The organism is Serratia myotis (assembly GCF_027474885.1).
GTDB classification, from domain to species: Bacteria; Pseudomonadota; Gammaproteobacteria; order Enterobacterales; family Enterobacteriaceae; genus Serratia; species Serratia proteamaculans.
In genome coordinates this window covers 2,024,464-2,039,370 of sequence record NZ_CP099707.1, presented here as the reverse complement: position 1 = coordinate 2,039,370, position 14,907 = coordinate 2,024,464, and the positions used below count along the sequence as shown (strand labels likewise).

At 53.4% G+C, this 14,907-nt stretch carries 15 protein-coding genes; 12 read left to right on the top strand and 3 right to left on the bottom strand.

The genetic code is table 11. From position 1 onward, the window contains the following. Positions 1 to 322 precede the first annotated feature (322 nt). On the top strand, positions 323 to 3,718 hold the full coding sequence (gene rne, locus NHG65_RS09625) for a ribonuclease E (protein ID WP_413502484.1): 3,396 nt from the start codon (positions 323 to 325) through the stop codon (positions 3,716 to 3,718). 62 nt (positions 3,719 to 3,780) lie between these two features. On the opposite strand, the gene NHG65_RS09620 is transcribed toward rne, so the two are convergent. Continuing rightward, positions 3,781 to 4,068, bottom strand: coding sequence for a putative quinol monooxygenase (locus NHG65_RS09620; protein ID WP_099064834.1), 288 nt, complete (start codon positions 4,066 to 4,068; stop codon positions 3,781 to 3,783). Positions 4,069 to 4,292: 224 nt separating this feature from the next. Between NHG65_RS09620 and pyrC the strand changes: the two genes are divergently transcribed. The 8 genes from pyrC (at position 4,293) to NHG65_RS09580 (ending at position 9,872) form a co-directional block, all read left to right on the top strand. Beyond that, positions 4,293 to 5,342 (top strand): dihydroorotase, encoded by a 1,050-nt coding sequence (gene pyrC, locus NHG65_RS09615; protein WP_413502483.1) that lies wholly within the window; start codon positions 4,293 to 4,295, stop codon positions 5,340 to 5,342. 77 nt (positions 5,343 to 5,419) lie between these two features. Beyond that, positions 5,420 to 5,659, top strand: coding sequence for a DNA damage-inducible protein I (dinI, locus tag NHG65_RS09610; protein ID WP_099064832.1), 240 nt, complete (start codon positions 5,420 to 5,422; stop codon positions 5,657 to 5,659). 137 nt (positions 5,660 to 5,796) lie between these two features. Next, positions 5,797 to 6,075: a hypothetical protein gene (locus NHG65_RS09605; RefSeq protein ID WP_099064831.1), complete on the top strand. Its 279-nt coding sequence runs from the start codon at positions 5,797 to 5,799 to the stop codon at positions 6,073 to 6,075. 199 nt (positions 6,076 to 6,274) lie between these two features. After that, entirely contained in the window at positions 6,275 to 6,529 is a 255-nt protein-coding gene (gene bssS / locus NHG65_RS09600; RefSeq protein WP_012006318.1) for a biofilm formation regulator BssS, read from the top strand. Between the two features lie 143 nt (positions 6,530 to 6,672). Beyond that, positions 6,673 to 7,788 (top strand): N-methyl-L-tryptophan oxidase, encoded by a 1,116-nt coding sequence (gene solA / locus NHG65_RS09595; protein ID WP_283602990.1) that lies wholly within the window; start codon positions 6,673 to 6,675, stop codon positions 7,786 to 7,788. A gap of 226 nt (positions 7,789 to 8,014) precedes the next feature. Then, positions 8,015 to 8,641: a helix-turn-helix transcriptional regulator gene (locus NHG65_RS09590; RefSeq protein WP_099064829.1), complete on the top strand. Its 627-nt coding sequence runs from the start codon at positions 8,015 to 8,017 to the stop codon at positions 8,639 to 8,641. Between the two features lie 133 nt (positions 8,642 to 8,774). Beyond that, a complete protein-coding gene (locus tag NHG65_RS09585; protein ID WP_037423894.1) occupies positions 8,775 to 8,891 on the top strand; it encodes a DUF2770 family protein in 117 nt (38 codons plus the stop codon). Positions 8,892 to 8,894: 3 nt separating this feature from the next. Then, positions 8,895 to 9,872, top strand: a complete 978-nt coding sequence (locus tag NHG65_RS09580) for a zinc-dependent alcohol dehydrogenase family protein (protein WP_499183218.1) — start codon at positions 8,895 to 8,897, stop codon at positions 9,870 to 9,872. On the opposite strand, the gene NHG65_RS09575 is transcribed toward NHG65_RS09580, so the two are convergent. Further along, the gene (locus NHG65_RS09575) at positions 9,859 to 10,911 is read right to left on the bottom strand and encodes an AI-2E family transporter (RefSeq protein WP_499183217.1); all 1,053 of its coding nucleotides are present in this window, start codon (positions 10,909 to 10,911) and stop codon (positions 9,859 to 9,861) included. The two genes, NHG65_RS09580 and NHG65_RS09575, sit on opposite strands and share 14 nt — an antisense overlap. A gap of 424 nt (positions 10,912 to 11,335) precedes the next feature. Between NHG65_RS09575 and NHG65_RS09570 the strand changes: the two genes are divergently transcribed. Then, positions 11,336 to 11,890, top strand: coding sequence for a cytochrome b (locus tag NHG65_RS09570; RefSeq protein ID WP_099064826.1), 555 nt, complete (start codon positions 11,336 to 11,338; stop codon positions 11,888 to 11,890). A gap of 23 nt (positions 11,891 to 11,913) precedes the next feature. Next, on the top strand, positions 11,914 to 12,492 hold the full coding sequence (locus NHG65_RS09565; protein WP_099064825.1) for a YceI family protein: 579 nt from the start codon (positions 11,914 to 11,916) through the stop codon (positions 12,490 to 12,492). Positions 12,493 to 12,533: 41 nt separating this feature from the next. Here the strand turns inward: NHG65_RS09565 and trhO are convergent, their stop codons facing one another. Next, positions 12,534 to 13,601: an oxygen-dependent tRNA uridine(34) hydroxylase TrhO gene (gene trhO, locus NHG65_RS09560; protein WP_129934975.1), complete on the bottom strand. Its 1,068-nt coding sequence runs from the start codon at positions 13,599 to 13,601 to the stop codon at positions 12,534 to 12,536. A gap of 208 nt (positions 13,602 to 13,809) precedes the next feature. On the opposite strand from trhO, the gene NHG65_RS09555 reads away from it, so the two are divergent. Beyond that, positions 13,810 to 14,907: an NADH:flavin oxidoreductase/NADH oxidase gene (locus tag NHG65_RS09555; RefSeq protein ID WP_499183216.1), complete on the top strand. Its 1,098-nt coding sequence runs from the start codon at positions 13,810 to 13,812 to the stop codon at positions 14,905 to 14,907.

The window sequence follows — 14,907 nt, the reverse complement described above, 5'->3', positions numbered from 1 at the left end:
TTATAAAATTTGTCTGATGGCACAAAAACGCAGCAATGGCGTAAGACGTAATGTGAAATCAAACAATTAGCGGGCTGCGGGTTGCAGCTTGGCCGGCAAACGGAATCAGATCTGTCGACGTAAATCAGAGGCTATTCCCCTAGTAAAAGTGCTGTTTTTCACAAAGAAATACAGGCTTACCGAGATAATGCGCCCCTATGCAGGCGACAACCGTGAGGTTGACGGCTTTGCGAGAAGACACGGGGTTTTCGGTTTTAATCCGGCCATGAGGTTATTTTGCCCGCAGCTTTGTCGATAATGTAAAAATAACGAGTAAGTTAAGATGAAAAGAATGTTGATTAACGCAACTCAGCAGGAAGAGTTGCGTGTTGCCTTGGTAGATGGACAGCGGCTGTATGATTTGGATATTGAAAGTCCAGGTCATGAACAGAAAAAAGCGAATATTTACAAAGGCAAAATCACTCGTATAGAACCAAGTCTTGAAGCAGCGTTTGTTGATTACGGCGCCGAACGACATGGTTTCCTCCCTCTTAAAGAAATCGCTCGCGAATACTTCCCAAGTAACTACTCTTCCCATGGTCGCCCAAACATCAAAGATGTGCTGCGCGAAGGCCAGGAAGTGATCGTTCAGGTTGATAAAGAAGAACGTGGTAACAAAGGCGCTGCCTTGACCACCTTCATCAGCCTGGCCGGCAGTTATCTGGTGCTGATGCCGAACAACCCACGTGCCGGTGGTATTTCACGCCGCATTGAGGGTGACGACCGCACCGAACTGAAAGAAGCGCTTTCTTCCCTGCAACTGCCAGACGGCATGGGTCTGATTGTTCGTACCGCCGGCGTTGGCAAATCTGCCGATGCGCTGCAGTGGGATCTGTCATTCCGCCTGAAGCACTGGGAAGCGATTAAAAAAGCCGCTGAAGGCCGCGCTGCGCCATTCCTGATCCATCAGGAAAGCAACGTTATCGTGCGTGCATTCCGCGACTATCTGCGCCCGGACATCGGCGAAATCCTGATCGACAATCCAAAAGTTCTCGATCTGGCCAAAGAGCACATTTCTGCCCTGGGCCGTCCGGATTTCAGCAGCAAAATCAAACTGTACAGCGGCGAAATCCCTCTGTTCAGCCACTACCAAATCGAATCCCAAATTGAATCCGCTTTCCAGCGTGAAGTTCGCCTGCCTTCCGGTGGCTCGATCGTTATCGACTCCACCGAAGCGCTGACCGCTATCGACATCAACTCCGCGCGGGCAACTCGCGGCGGCGATATCGAAGAGACGGCGTTCAACACCAACCTGGAAGCGGCAGACGAGATCGCTCGTCAGCTGCGCCTGCGCGACCTTGGCGGCCTGATCGTTATCGACTTTATCGATATGACCCCGGTTCGCCATCAACGTGAAGTGGAAAACCGCCTGCGTGACGCCGTTCGTCAGGACCGCGCACGTATCCAAATCGGTCGCATTTCCCGTTTCGGCCTGCTTGAGATGTCACGTCAGCGCCTCAGCCCATCACTGGGTGAGTCCAGCCATCACGTCTGTCCGCGCTGTAACGGCACCGGCACTATCCGTGATAACGAATCGCTGGCACTTTCCATTCTTCGTCTGATCGAAGAAGAAGCGCTGAAAGAAAATACCAAAGAAGTTCACGCCATCGTGCCGGTTCAGGTTGCTTCTTACCTGCTGAACGAAAAACGTGACTCGGTGAGCGCGATCGAAAAACGTCAGGGTGGCGTGAAAGCGATCATCGTGCCGAACGATCAGATGCAAACCCCACACTACTCTGTACTGCGCGTGCGTAAGGGCGAAGAAACACCGACCCTGAGCTACCTGCTGCCGAAACTGCACGAAGAAGAAATGGCCCAGCCGCTGGAAGATGCGCCGATGGAGCGCAAGCGTCCTGAACAACCGGCTCTGGCTTCGTTCTCTCTGGCTGCGGACGCCCCACCACCGGCAGAAGAGCCGGTTGTGGCTCAAGCTACCGTCACTGCTACTGCGACCAAGCAAACCGCACCTGCTGCCGCTGCCAAACCGGGCCTGTTGGGCCGTCTGTTCGGTGGTCTGAAAGCGCTGTTTGCCGGTGAAGAACAGCCGGTAGTCGAAGCCAAACCTGTAGTGGAAGCGCCGAAGTCTGAAGGCAACGGTGAAAACCGCCGTCAGGATCGTCGTGGCCAACGCCGTCAGGGCACCGGTCGTAAAGATCGCGGTGAGCGCGGAGAACGTGGTGAGCGTAGCGATCGTCCAGAACGCGGTGAGCGTAAAGAGCGCGGTGAAGGCCGTGACAATCGCGAAAATCGTGAGCCGCGTGAAAATCGCGAACCTCGTGACAACCGCGAAGGCCGTGAAACACGTGAAGTACGCGATGAACAGCGTCGTAACCGCCGCAATGCGCCACAAGCCACTGCAGCCGTAGTCGAAGAGCCGCTGTCTGAAGAAGCCGCCAAGGCACAGCGCGAAGAACAGCAACAGCGCCGTGACCAGCGTGCCGATCGTCAGCGTCGTCGCCAGGAAGAAAAACGTCAGGCTCAGCAGGAAGTGGCCGCGCTGGAAAGCGTAGAAACCGCAACCACGACCACAACCAATGTCAGCGTTGACGAAGATCTCGAAGAACGTCAGATGCAGAACATGCAGCGTCGTCAGCGTCGTCCTCTGACGCAGAAAGTTCGGGTGCTGTCTGCGGAAGAAGAACTGCATCGTGCAGCGGAAGAACTGCTGGCGCCAAAAGCACCGGTAGCGAAAGTCCAGGACGTGCAGCCTGCTCAGGTTGAAGACAGCGTTAAACTGCTGCCGGAAACCCTTGAGGCACAGACTGAGGATGATGCACAGGACAATCGCGCTAATGGCGAAAACGGCATGCCACGCCGCTCACGTCGTTCACCGCGTCACCTGCGTGTTAGCGGTCAACGTCGCCGCCGCTACCGTGACGAGCGTTATCCTACCCAGTCACCAATGCCACTGGCAGGGGCTTTCGCCTCTCCGGAAATGGCTTCGGGCAAGGTATGGGTAAGTTACCCTGTCACACAAACCGCGCAACTGATGGAAGAAGCAGAAGTTCAGACTGAAGCTGTCGAAATCGCTGCTGATAATGTCATGGCACAGGAAGCCGTCAGCGTTGCCGCTCCGGTGATTGCTGAAGTCGCGGTGCAAGCCGTTGCGCCAGTGAGCGAGCCGGAAGTGGTGGCCACCGCAGTAGAACCCGTCCAACCGGTTGTTGAAACCGTTGAACCGGCGATCGCTACCCAGGCCGAAGAAACCACACCAGCCCCTGTAGCTGAAGCTCCAACAGTTGAAGAAACTGCGGTAGTTGAAGCTGCACCGGTGTTAGAGGAAGCCCCTGCGGTTGAACCTGCCCCTGTGGTTGAAGAAACACCGGTAGTGGCTGCAGCAACCGTTGCTGAAGAAACTGTCGCTGAACCAACACCGGCGTTCGTTGAGCCGGCAGTTGAAGTCGCCCCCGTGCAGGAAGTTGCTGCGCCGGTGGTGGTTGAAGAAAAAGCGCCGGTTGTGCAACAGCAGCCAGCGCCGGTGCAAGAGGTGCTGTATAAACACATCGCCACTGCGCCAATGACCAAGGCTCCTGCACCGGACTATGTAGCGGATCAGCAGCAGCAAAGTGATTGGCAGCGCCCTTCCTTCAACTTCGAAGGCAAAGGTTCAGCAGGTGGCCATGCGGCGGCAAATCAAGCCACCGCTCCGGCAACCAAACCACAGCCAATTAACGACTAAGTTAATCTGCTTCGATAAAAAAACCCGCCATTTGGCGGGTTTTTTATTGCCGATAAATCGGCTCAGGCAATTTTCTTCAACTGTTTGATATCCAGCAAATCCAGTTTGCCCTCTATCTGGCTAACGAAATGCTTAAAATGCTCGGTGGCATTGTGTTTTTCCAGCGCCTCGGCGCTTGCCCAACGCTCAAAGAATACGAAAGTGCCCGGCTTTTCGAGATCGCGGTGCAAATCATATTGCAGATTACCCAGCTCCTGACGGCTTGGATCGATAATCTCATGCACCGCATCGCTGACGGCGGACACAAATTCAGGTTTCGCCTGTAAGGTGGCAATAACACGTACTTCCATTTCTCTCTCCCATTCCACATGATTAATGTTGATAACCCGGCAGTTATCGCGCAGGCATCATTAAAATCTCTGACACTATGCGCCTGATAGCCAATTGATTTCAACTTGCCGTGAACAAACAGATGCATCGGGAGCGCTTTCCGCTTATCCTTACACCCCGGCGTGAATAACCCCCATTATTCGCTTTTATGTAGACCCGTATCTAACCGCCGGAGCCTTGCAACATGACTGCACAACCTCAAGCCCTGAAAATCCGCCGCCCTGACGACTGGCACATCCATCTGCGTGACGACGACATGCTGAAAACGGTTCTGCCCTATACCAGTCAGGTCTTTGGCCGGGCGATTGTGATGCCGAACCTGGCTCCGCCAATTACTACCGTCGCCGCCGCTCGCGCTTACCGTGACCGTATTCTGGCAGCGGTCCCTCAGGGGCATGATTTCACCCCGCTGATGACCTGTTATCTGACCAATTCACTGGATGCTGCTGAACTGGTTAACGGGTTCGAGCAAGGGGTGTTCACCGCCGCCAAGCTCTATCCGGCCAACGCCACCACCAACTCCAGCCATGGCGTCAGCGATGTCAAAGCCATCTATCCGCTGTTCGAACAAATGCAGAAAATGGGTATGCCGCTGTTGATTCATGGGGAAGTAACCGATGCCGCCGTCGATATTTTCGACCGTGAAGCACGCTTTATCGAGCAGGTTATGGAGCCGATTCGCCGGCAGTTCCCGGAGCTGAAAATTGTCTTCGAGCACATCACCACCAAAGAAGCGGCGCAGTACGTGCAGGAAGGCAATCGTTTTCTTGGCGCGACCATCACCCCCCAGCATCTGATGTTTAACCGTAACCATATGCTGGTTGGCGGCATCCGTCCGCACCTGTTCTGCTTGCCGATCCTCAAGCGTAATATTCACCAGGACGCGCTGCGTAAGGCCGTTGCCAGTGGTTCAGATCGCTTCTTCCTCGGTACCGACTCCGCCCCCCATGCCAAACACCGCAAGGAATCAAGCTGTGGCTGCGCCGGCGTATTCAACGCTCCCAATGCTATCCCGGCTTACGCCAGCGTTTTCGAACAGTTGGGTGCACTGGAGCATCTGGAAGGCTTCTGCTCGCTGAACGGCCCGCGTTTTTACGGCCTGCCGGTTAATACCGACTTCATCGAGCTGCAGCGCATACCCACTAGCCAACCGGAAGAGATCGTCATGGGCAGCGAAACGGTAGTGCCATTCCTGGCCGGAGAGAGCCTGAGCTGGTCAGTGACAGCAGAATAATCTTTTTTTAACCTAGCCTCTTGCCCCCGCGCACGCTTAACTGTATAAATATCCAGTAAATCGCTTCGGGGGCAATTATGCGTGTTGAAGTCACTATAGATAAAACCAAACCGCTACCGTCAGGAGCCATCGAGGCTCTGACCGGCGAGCTGAGCAAGCGGGTAAACCGCCAATTTCCAGACACCCTGGTGCAGGTGCGTTATGCCGGTTCCAACGGGCTCTCGGTATTGGGCGGCCTGAAAACAGATAAAGATCTGATCGCGGACATCCTCCAGGAAACCTGGGAAAGTGCTGACGATTGGTTTAGCGCAGAATAATACTGCAATGTAGTTTTTGCCGGGGGTCGCTCTCCGGCTTTTTTGTATTTAAAGCCCGGCACAACGCAGTTTAATTTTCTGCTGGAAGAAAAGCTTTATCTGGTCTGTACTGAATGCTTTAACAGGAGGTATTTGACATGGCCCCGGACAAGGTAAAAACCGAAGAAGCGATGACCTTTGGCGAACTACTGGCGCTGATTGCCGATCAAAAGCGACGTTTGAGCGTGCTGGAAGTGGCATTTTCCTATCTGGCCTTTGGCCTGGATGACAAAGCCAATCAATTATTAATTCACAGTCTGAAGCTCGAATCGCAAAATCAAAGTCGTGATGCCGAAACCCAACAGCACTTTGCCCATCTGGCCGCCGAGCTGGAAAAACGGCTACAGGGTACTCCGCGGCCCCCTGATGTTGAATGAATCTAATCTCGTTCCTCCGCATGGTTTTGCGAGTCGACGTGTAGAATAATCACTCAATTAAATAATTATTTTACAAAAGAAGGTGGGAAACTCTCCACCGCCGTAGCCAGATGCGTATACTGTAATTGCTCACATGATGATGGGCCGCATTGATCCTCGTTAGTCACTCACGGTAGTCACTACTCAATAAGGGGTCTTTATGGACAGAAATGATGAAGTAATTCAGACACACCCGCTTGTTGGTTGGGATATCAGTACTGTCGACGCTTATGACGCCATGATGATACGCCTTCATTACCTGTCTTCACGAGATCAGACACCCGAAGACGCCCAAGTAGACAGAACGCTTTGGCTAACCACAGATGTCGCACGTCAATTAATCAATATATTAGAAGCCGGCATCGCCAAGATTGAAGCAACGGATTACCAGGACCTTGATCGTAAAAAGCACTAATTCACTGTACCAAAATGCCTAAGGCGCCAGCGATTATCTCTGGCGCCTTTTTCTTTGCCTGCGAACCGCGCAACGGGTGCATTGCAGCGCCCAACCTTTTATCATAAAGAAATAAGAAACCTATAACAGAGAGGGGATGGCACGTGGAATATGACTTAATTGTTGTGGGCAGCGGCTCGGTAGGCGCGGCGGCAGGTTACTATGCAACACGGTCCGGCCTGAAAGTATTAATGATCGACAGCTCGATGCCCCCACACCGTAACGGCAGCCACCACGGCGATACCCGCATCATCCGTCATGCCTACGGCGAAGGCGAAAAATATGTGCCGTTGATCCTGCGCGCTCAGGCTTTATGGAACGGCCTGATTAAACAAACCGGTGAAGAGTTGTTCCAGGACTGCGGCGTTCTGAACATGGGGCCGCAGAATTCTGAGTTTATCAACAACGCCCAACACAGCGCGCAAAAATTCCACCTCAATACGCAAAACCTTAACGCAGAACAGATTAACCAGCGGTGGCCAGAATTCAATGCACCGGAAGGTTACGTCGGCGTATTTGAGCCAGACGCCGGGTTCCTGCGCTCTGAGCAGGCCATTGCCTGCCTGATTAAATTGGCTAAAGATGCCGGCTGCGGACAATTATTCAATTGCCCTGTCAGCGCAGTGCAACCGATCGAGGGTGGTGTTGAAGTGGTCACCCCTGAAGGCCGTTTTCAGGGCCGTAAAGCGGTGGTCACCGCCGGAACCTGGGTAAAAGCGCTGCTGCCAGAGTTACCGATAGCCCCACTGCGTAAGGTATTTTCCTGGCATCAGGCGGATGGTCGTTACAGCGTCAACAACCGTTTCCCGGCATTTACCGTTGAAGCGCAGGACGGCAACCATTATTACGGTTTCCCTGCCGATAAAGACGGGTTGAAAATAGGCAAACACGATGGTGGCCAACCGATGGAGACACCGGAGCAACGCAAACCATTTGGCAGTTTCACCACTGATGGAACCGAAGTTTTCCACTTCCTGCGCCAATTTTTGCCGGGTGTAGGGGTATGTTTACACGGTGAAGCATGCAGTTATGATATGAGTCCAGATGAAGATTTCATTATCGATACTCTGCCAGAATGCGATCGCTTAATGGTCATCAGCGGTCTGAGCGGCCATGGTTTCAAGTTTGCCAGTGTGTTAGGTGAGATCGCTGCGCTGTTTGCTGAAGATAAAACCCCACCGGTGGACATCGCTCCCTTCTCTCTGAAACGCTTTGCTTAACCCCTTCCCGTTAACTTAATCGCACCCGCCCACCCGCGCGGGTTGCGGTTACATTTTTTAGTTACATGACAAAACTATCATAACGATCTGAAATATATTGTTAAAAATATTTCAACGGAAATTTCTGGGGTAAGTATCCGGATTTCCGAATTGATCCCCCCTGGTGTAAGTTCTATTTTACAGCTGATATGCCCCTGCTATTTCTTCGAACAACAAGGACGTCACCATGAAACTGCTTGTCGTGGACGAATGCTGCTTCACTCGGGTCGGTATCGATAACTATTTTACTGACAATGTTTTCGCCCAGGTAAAATGTTGCCACAGCCTGGAACAGGCAACCCCCCTGCTGGACCACTACCGACCAAGTCACATTCTGGTAAACCTGACCAAACATTGCCGTCATAGTGAAGATGATGCTCAACTGCAGGCCTTTATTGAGGCCACCTCATCGGCACTGTTGTTTATTTATCTGGATACGCCTTACCCCTACAGCGAAACGCCAATGCGCATCGCCGATCATGCTTTCCTGTTCAATAAAGCCACTTTGCCGGTGACGTTGCGCATGATGCGCGAAAAACCGGTGTCACTGATGGATTGCAGCGTTGAACATTCACTGTTCAGCCCGCAAGAACTGACGGTGATGAAGCACTGGATGGCAGAAATGCCCAATTACCGCATCGCGAAAAAGCTGCAAATCAGTTCGCATACGGTTTATGTTCACAAACGTCATATCACCGAAAAAATCAACGCCCGCAATCGGCTGGAGTTTTATTCGCTGTATAACGTGCTGCGGTACTTCTATCCGCCAAGCGTCCCCACCAGCCCATTGTCACTGTCCCTGCTGGCGGTATAATCCAAAGCCTGCGCCAAAGCAGGCTGATTTTTCCTTTTAATTTGCCTCTGCTGCACGCTTTGCCCTCTCGACGGTATTAACGCCGCCCGCAAAAATCTATACTCTGCCTGTCCTTATCTTTTGGCTGCTGAGAATGCTAAACAAAATACTGTCGGCGATCGTCAACAATGTACGTGAACATCTGGTGCTGTATATCTGCCTGTGGCTGGTGTTGTTAGCGCTGGACGTCTATTTCTTCTTTATCCCTTAATTCATGTCGCCCACTTTTCCCCGTTTACGCTTTAGCCGTTTTGGCCTCCCGGAACAGGTCATTGCCCTGGAACAGACCGACCTTCCCAGGCCGCAATCCCATCAACTGCTGCTGCAGATGCGCTATGCCCCTATCAATCCATCCGATCTGATCCCTATCTACGGTCAGTATGCACACCGTATCGCCCTGCCCCAGGTCCCAGGCTATGAAGGCATTGGCGTGGTGGTAGATCCCCGTGGGCAACCGACCGGCAGACGCGCACTGGCTGTCAGGGGGAATGGCAGTTGGCAAACCTTTATCACGCTCGACCAGGATAAAGTCATTTGGCTACCGGACGATATTGATGACGTCAGCGCGGCGCAAATCTACATCAATCCACTCACCTGCTGGGTATTGTTGACGCAGTGGCTACCGCTAGAGGTTGGCGACATTCTGCTGATTAACGGTGGAGGATCGGCGATTAGCCTGCTTTTCTGTCAGTTGGCGGCGCTGCGCGGAATTAAATTGGCCGTGGTAGTACGTAATACAGCCCATCGACAGGCGCTGTTGAATGCCGGTGCCTGGCGGGTTCTTCCTGGGGATTTACTGCAACAGTATAGCCTGCAACAACTCACAGGCCATGCGGCACGGGCGGCGATTGACTGTGTCGGCGGAGAAGAGGGTTTGCATCTGGCGCGTTCAGTCAGCGCCAATGGTGACTTTGTTGCCCTGGGATTACTGAGTAACCAACAGGTTGACTGGCAGTACATTGCTCAGCAACTGCGCTTGCGTACTTCACTGTTCCACCTGCGCAAATGGAATGCACAGGCAACGCCAGCTCAGTGGCAGGCGGCGTTCCAACAGCTTTTCCACTTGCTGAGGCGTGGACAACTGGAGTTACGTCCCCCGGCAGCCATCTACCCACTGCGGCACTATAAATTGGCGCTGCAACATGCCGCCGCCAGCAAGACCCAGGGGAAAGTGTTCTTTACTCCGGAGTAACCTGTTTGCCCGGCTGACCGTCACCGAGGATCACCGCCAGTTTATGCCCACCCTCGGTGGTCTCCAGCGCGATACGGGTAATAATGGTCAGGGGAACCGACAACAACATCCCCACCGGCCCCATCAGCCAGCCCCAGAAAATCAATGACAGAAATACCACCAGCGTCGACAACCCCAGTCCGCGCCCCATCACCCGCGGTTCCAGCATGTTGCCAATCACCAGATTGATAGTGATAAAGCCCGCAGCCACCACCAGTGCATCGCCAAAACCGTTGAACAACAGGGCCTGAACCAACGGAGGAACGGCAGCGATCACCGAGCCAATATTGGGAATATAATTCAGCAAAAACGCCAGCAGCCCCCAGATAAAGGCAAAGCGCACGTCCACAACAGCCAGGAATGCCCAGACAATGATGCCGGTCGCCAGGCTGATCGCCGTTTTGATCAACAGATAACGAGTGACCCCATCCAGCGCGCGTTGAATGTTGGCAATGCCTTCACTCGGTTTATCCAGCGCCTGCTGCAATTTGTAGGGCAGCAGTTGTACTTCAAACAGCATAAATACCACGGTCATCAGCAGCAGGAAGATATTGGTCATCGCGCCGGAGAATCGGCTCAACAGGCGAGTGATCAGGTTCATCGCCGCGCTGGGATCGACATACTGCAACATCGCCTCGGTGGAAATGGTGATTTTGAAGCGATCGGCGTAATGCTGCAGTTCACTCAGCTTTTCCAGCATCATGCCGCGGTACTGCGGCAGCGAGCGCGCAAACTCGTTCAGTGATGCTCCCAACACGCCGACAAACAACATCACCACCACCACCACGGCCACCACCAACAAAGTCACGCCCAGTGCGCGAGGTATTCGCCAGCGTTCGAGCTGTGTCACCAGCGGATTCAGCACCATGGCCAGGAACAGCGCCAACAAGAAAGGCACCACAACATCCACCGCCGCTTTAACACCGGCAAGAATAATCACCAACATCGCCAGCATAATCGCCAGGCGCAGGCTGCGATCGGTCAACAGGGTTCGGCCCATACATGTCCTTTGCGTTAATAGCGCTGGCCCAGCGGGCCATCAGATGAATGGTATGTTAGCAAACTCTGAGGTCACGTCGCAGAGCTATTACCGGGAGAATAAAAATCGCCGTTTTACTGAACCTCGGCTGGAAATAATCGGCAATCTTGACTAGGGTTTATTTGTGAAAAAACTCAGGGTATTTACGTAAAATGACAAAAGCTGACACTAATAAATAAAACCTTTTTATTTCAATCAATAAGATAAAATCAATAATCGTCCCGCAGTCATCAATTCGACGATTTCACTGACTAACTTACCGCTATCTCGGCCAAATTCTCTGATTAATATTATTAAGAAGTAACATAGTTAAATTTATTATTGATTTTATGTTTCTTAAAGTTTAATTATTGCAGCCAGAAAATCAGGAAGGTAAGGAAACAGGATGCTTTGGAAAAATACCGCCAACCGTTTTGGTCATATTTCAGTGCTGATCCACTGGCTGGTTGCACTGACGGTGTACGGCATGTTTGCCCTGGGCCTATGGATGGTCACACTGGGATATTACGATGTCTGGTATCACCAGGCACCAGAGATACATAAAAGCATCGGCACGCTGCTGTTTATCGTCATGGTGGTCCGGGTCGTCTGGCGTTTTGTTTCGCCGCCGCCCAAACCTTTGGCCAGCTACAGCCGGTTTACCCGCGTGAGCGCAATCCTCGCCCATCTGGCGTTGTATGTCGTGCTGTTCAGTATCCTGATCAGCGGCTACCTGATTTCGACCGCCGACGGTCAACCGATCAGCGTTTTCGGCTGGTTCGATATCCCCGCTACCGTCACCGGTATGGCGGAACAGGCCGATACGGCCGGTACCATCCACCTTTACCTGGCCTGGGTCGTGGTAGTGCTTTCGGTATTGCACGGTCTGGCTGCGCTTAAACATCACTTTGTTGATCGTGATGTTACTTTGAAACGGATGCTGGGTAGCAGCGCCGATTAACCTTTGGATTTATGGAGATTGCTATGTTGAAGAAAACCGTACTGGGCCTGACCGCAGGCGCACTGCTGCTGAGCGCTGGTTCCGCGCTGGCTGCTGACTACAAGATCGACAAACAGGGTCAACACGCCTTTATCGAGTTCCGCATCCAACACCTGGGTTACAGCTGGCTGTACGGCACCTTCAAGGATTTTGACGGCGGCTTCACCTTCGACGAAAAAGATCCGTCCAAGGACAAGGTTAACGTCACGATCAACACCGCCAGCGTCGATACCAACCACGCTGAGCGTGACAAACACCTGCGCAGCGCCGAATTCCTGAACGTGGAAAAGAACAAGCAGGCTACATTTGAATCCACTGAAGTGAAAAAGAACGGCGAAGGCTATGCGGTGGTCGGTAACCTGACGCTGAACGGCGTGACCAAACCGGTCACGCTGGACGCCAAACTGATCGGCCAGGGCAATGATCCATGGGGCGGCTACCGTGCCGGCTTTGAAGCCAACGGCAAAATCAAGTTGAAAGACTTTGGCATCACCACCGATCTCGGCCCGGCATCGCAGGACGTGGAGCTGATTATTTCTGTGGAAGGCGTTCGCGCGAAGTAATATCAAAGCGCGGCGGCAAGGCTGCCGCGCTTACTGTTGGCTCAGCTTGCCGGGCCTTCATCTTCCGGTGCCGGAATGTGCATCGTGGTCTGCAATAACCCTTTCGACTTATTGAAAATCTTGACGCCATTTTCGCGGCCGGCACGGCGCGCACGCTGTTCTTCACGCGGCAACTTCAACTCTTCGCGGCAGATCTCGCTGCAACAGCCTTCAAATTTGGCCGCACAGCTCGGACACTGAATAAACAGCAGGTGACAGCCGTCATTCAGGCAGTTGGTGTGAGTATCGCAAGGCGCACCGCACTGGTGGCAATTGGCGATCACGTCGTCGGAAATCCGCTCGCCCATACGCTCATCAAACACAAAGTTTTTGCCGACAAACTTCAGCGGCAATCCCTGCTCTTTGGCCTTACGCGCATACTCGATAATCCCGCCTTCCACGTGATAGACGTTCTTGAAGCCGTTATGCAACATATAGGCACTGGCTTTTTCACAGCGGATACCGCCGGTGCAGTACATGACAATATTCTTGTCTTTATTGTCCTGCAGCATTTCAACCGCCATCGGCAGTTGGTCACGGAAAGTGTCTGAAGGCACTTCGATAGCGTTTTCAAAGTGGCCGACTTCATACTCGTAATGGTTACGCATATCGACAAACAGCGTATCCGGATCGTCAATCATCTGGTTAACGCGATCGGCCTGCAGATACTCACCGACGTTTGCCGGGTTGAAGCTCTCATCATCCAGACCGTCGGCAACGATGCGTTCGCGCACCTTCAGGCGCAGCACCCAGAAGGATTTTCCATCGTCTTCCAGAGCGATATTCAGACGCACCTGATCCAGCGCCGGATGCGAGGCAAACAGCGCGGCTTTGAACGCCTCAAACTTATTCTGCGGCACGCTGATTTGCGCGTTGATGCCCTCTTTCGCCACATAAATGCGGCCAAACACCTTCAGCTTGTCGAACTGAACGTACAGGCTGTCGCGAAACGCTTTGGGATCTTCGATGGTGAAATATTTATAAAAAGAAACTGTGGTGCGCGGCTCGGTTTCCGCCAGCATGCGCGCCTTCAGTTCCTCATTAGAAATTCGGTTATGTAACACTGGCATGGTGTACTTTCCTGTCTTTCGGGAGGTGACTGATTTGAACACGCGCCGACCGCCGGCCCACGCGCGGCCCACATGATACCCGAAAATGTGGCTCAAAACAGCAATAACCCGTCGATGAGGCGATGCGCTGGAAACTTGACGCTGTTCACAAATCCCGATACTCCTAGTGGGAGCTTATCCCCTATTGGCCACGGATCTGGAGGACGTCATGAGTCAGCTATTTACCCCGATAACGCTGGGAAAACTGAGTTTACCCAACCGTATTATTATCGCACCCATGTGCCAATATTCCGCCGAACACGGCAAAGCCACCGAATGGCATACCCTGCATCTTGGGCACCTGTCATTGTCCGGTGCCGGTTTGCTGATTGTAGAGGCCACCTCGGTGGCGCCTGAAGGGCGTATTACCCCCAACGATCTCGGCCTGTGGGACGACACAACCGAACAGGCGTTAGCGGATGTGGTACAGGCAGTGAAAAAACACGCCACCATGCCACTGGGTATTCAACTGGGCCATGCCGGGCGCAAAGCCTCCTGCGCTGTCCCTTGGGCAGGCGGTGGTCAACTTGATGCCGCCAACGGTGGCTGGCAGACGCTCTCCGCCTCCGCGATCCCCTTCGCCCAGCAGGATGAGTCTCCCGCGGCAATGAGCCTGGAACAGATTGAACGCTTGAAAGCCCAGTTTGTTGACGCAGCAAAACGCGCCGATCGGCTCGGTTTTGAATTGATTGAGTTACATGGCGCGCACGGCTATCTGCTGCACCAGTTCCTTTCACCGTTGGCTAACCAGCGCAACGACCAGTACGGCGGCTCATTGCAAAACCGCATGCGCCTGCTGCTGGAAATTTACACTGAAGTGCGTGCCGTGTTCCCGGCGCACAAGGCACTCGGCGTACGTATTTCCGCCAGTGACTGGGTCGAGGGGGGTTGGGATGAGCAGCAGTCGGTTGCGCTGGCAAAAACGCTGAAACAGCTGGGCTGCGACTATATTCACGTTTCCAGCGGCGGCCTTTCACCACAGCAGAAGATCCCGGTGGGCCCTAATTATCAGGTACCGTTCGCCGAAACCATCAAGCGGGAAAGCGGGCTGCCCACCATCGCGGTCGGGCTGATTACCGAGCCGGAGCAGGCGGAAGCGATTGTCGCCACCGGGCAGGCGGATATGATCGCGCTGGCTCGCGGCATCCTATACAACCCACGCTGGCCTTGGCACGCCGCCGCTAAACTGGGTGAAAAGGTCAGTGCACCGCCGCAATATTGGCGCTCTGAACCGCACGTATTAAAAGGCTTGTTTAAAAACGGCTGA

What these genes read in the sequence shown, in the direction of transcription:
- bssS (WP_012006318.1), top strand. Translation starts at nt 6,275, where the DNA reads ATGGACAGAAATGATGAAGTAATTCAGACACACCCGCTTGTTGGTTGG.
- rne (WP_413502484.1), top strand. Translation starts at nt 323, where the DNA reads ATGAAAAGAATGTTGATTAACGCAACTCAGCAGGAAGAGTTGCGTGTT.
- NHG65_RS09555 (WP_499183216.1), top strand. Translation starts at nt 13,810, where the DNA reads ATGAGTCAGCTATTTACCCCGATAACGCTGGGAAAACTGAGTTTACCC.
- NHG65_RS09575 (WP_499183217.1), bottom strand. Translation starts at nt 10,911, where the DNA reads ATGGGCCGAACCCTGTTGACCGATCGCAGCCTGCGCCTGGCGATTATG.
- NHG65_RS09580 (WP_499183218.1), top strand. Translation starts at nt 8,895, where the DNA reads ATGTCGCCCACTTTTCCCCGTTTACGCTTTAGCCGTTTTGGCCTCCCG.
- pyrC (WP_413502483.1), top strand. Translation starts at nt 4,293, where the DNA reads ATGACTGCACAACCTCAAGCCCTGAAAATCCGCCGCCCTGACGACTGG.
- NHG65_RS09620 (WP_099064834.1), bottom strand. Translation starts at nt 4,068, where the DNA reads ATGGAAGTACGTGTTATTGCCACCTTACAGGCGAAACCTGAATTTGTG.
- NHG65_RS09605 (WP_099064831.1), top strand. Translation starts at nt 5,797, where the DNA reads ATGGCCCCGGACAAGGTAAAAACCGAAGAAGCGATGACCTTTGGCGAA.
- trhO (WP_129934975.1), bottom strand. Translation starts at nt 13,601, where the DNA reads ATGCCAGTGTTACATAACCGAATTTCTAATGAGGAACTGAAGGCGCGC.
- NHG65_RS09585 (WP_037423894.1), top strand. Translation starts at nt 8,775, where the DNA reads ATGCTAAACAAAATACTGTCGGCGATCGTCAACAATGTACGTGAACAT.
- dinI (WP_099064832.1), top strand. Translation starts at nt 5,420, where the DNA reads ATGCGTGTTGAAGTCACTATAGATAAAACCAAACCGCTACCGTCAGGA.
- NHG65_RS09565 (WP_099064825.1), top strand. Translation starts at nt 11,914, where the DNA reads ATGTTGAAGAAAACCGTACTGGGCCTGACCGCAGGCGCACTGCTGCTG.
- NHG65_RS09590 (WP_099064829.1), top strand. Translation starts at nt 8,015, where the DNA reads ATGAAACTGCTTGTCGTGGACGAATGCTGCTTCACTCGGGTCGGTATC.
- NHG65_RS09570 (WP_099064826.1), top strand. Translation starts at nt 11,336, where the DNA reads ATGCTTTGGAAAAATACCGCCAACCGTTTTGGTCATATTTCAGTGCTG.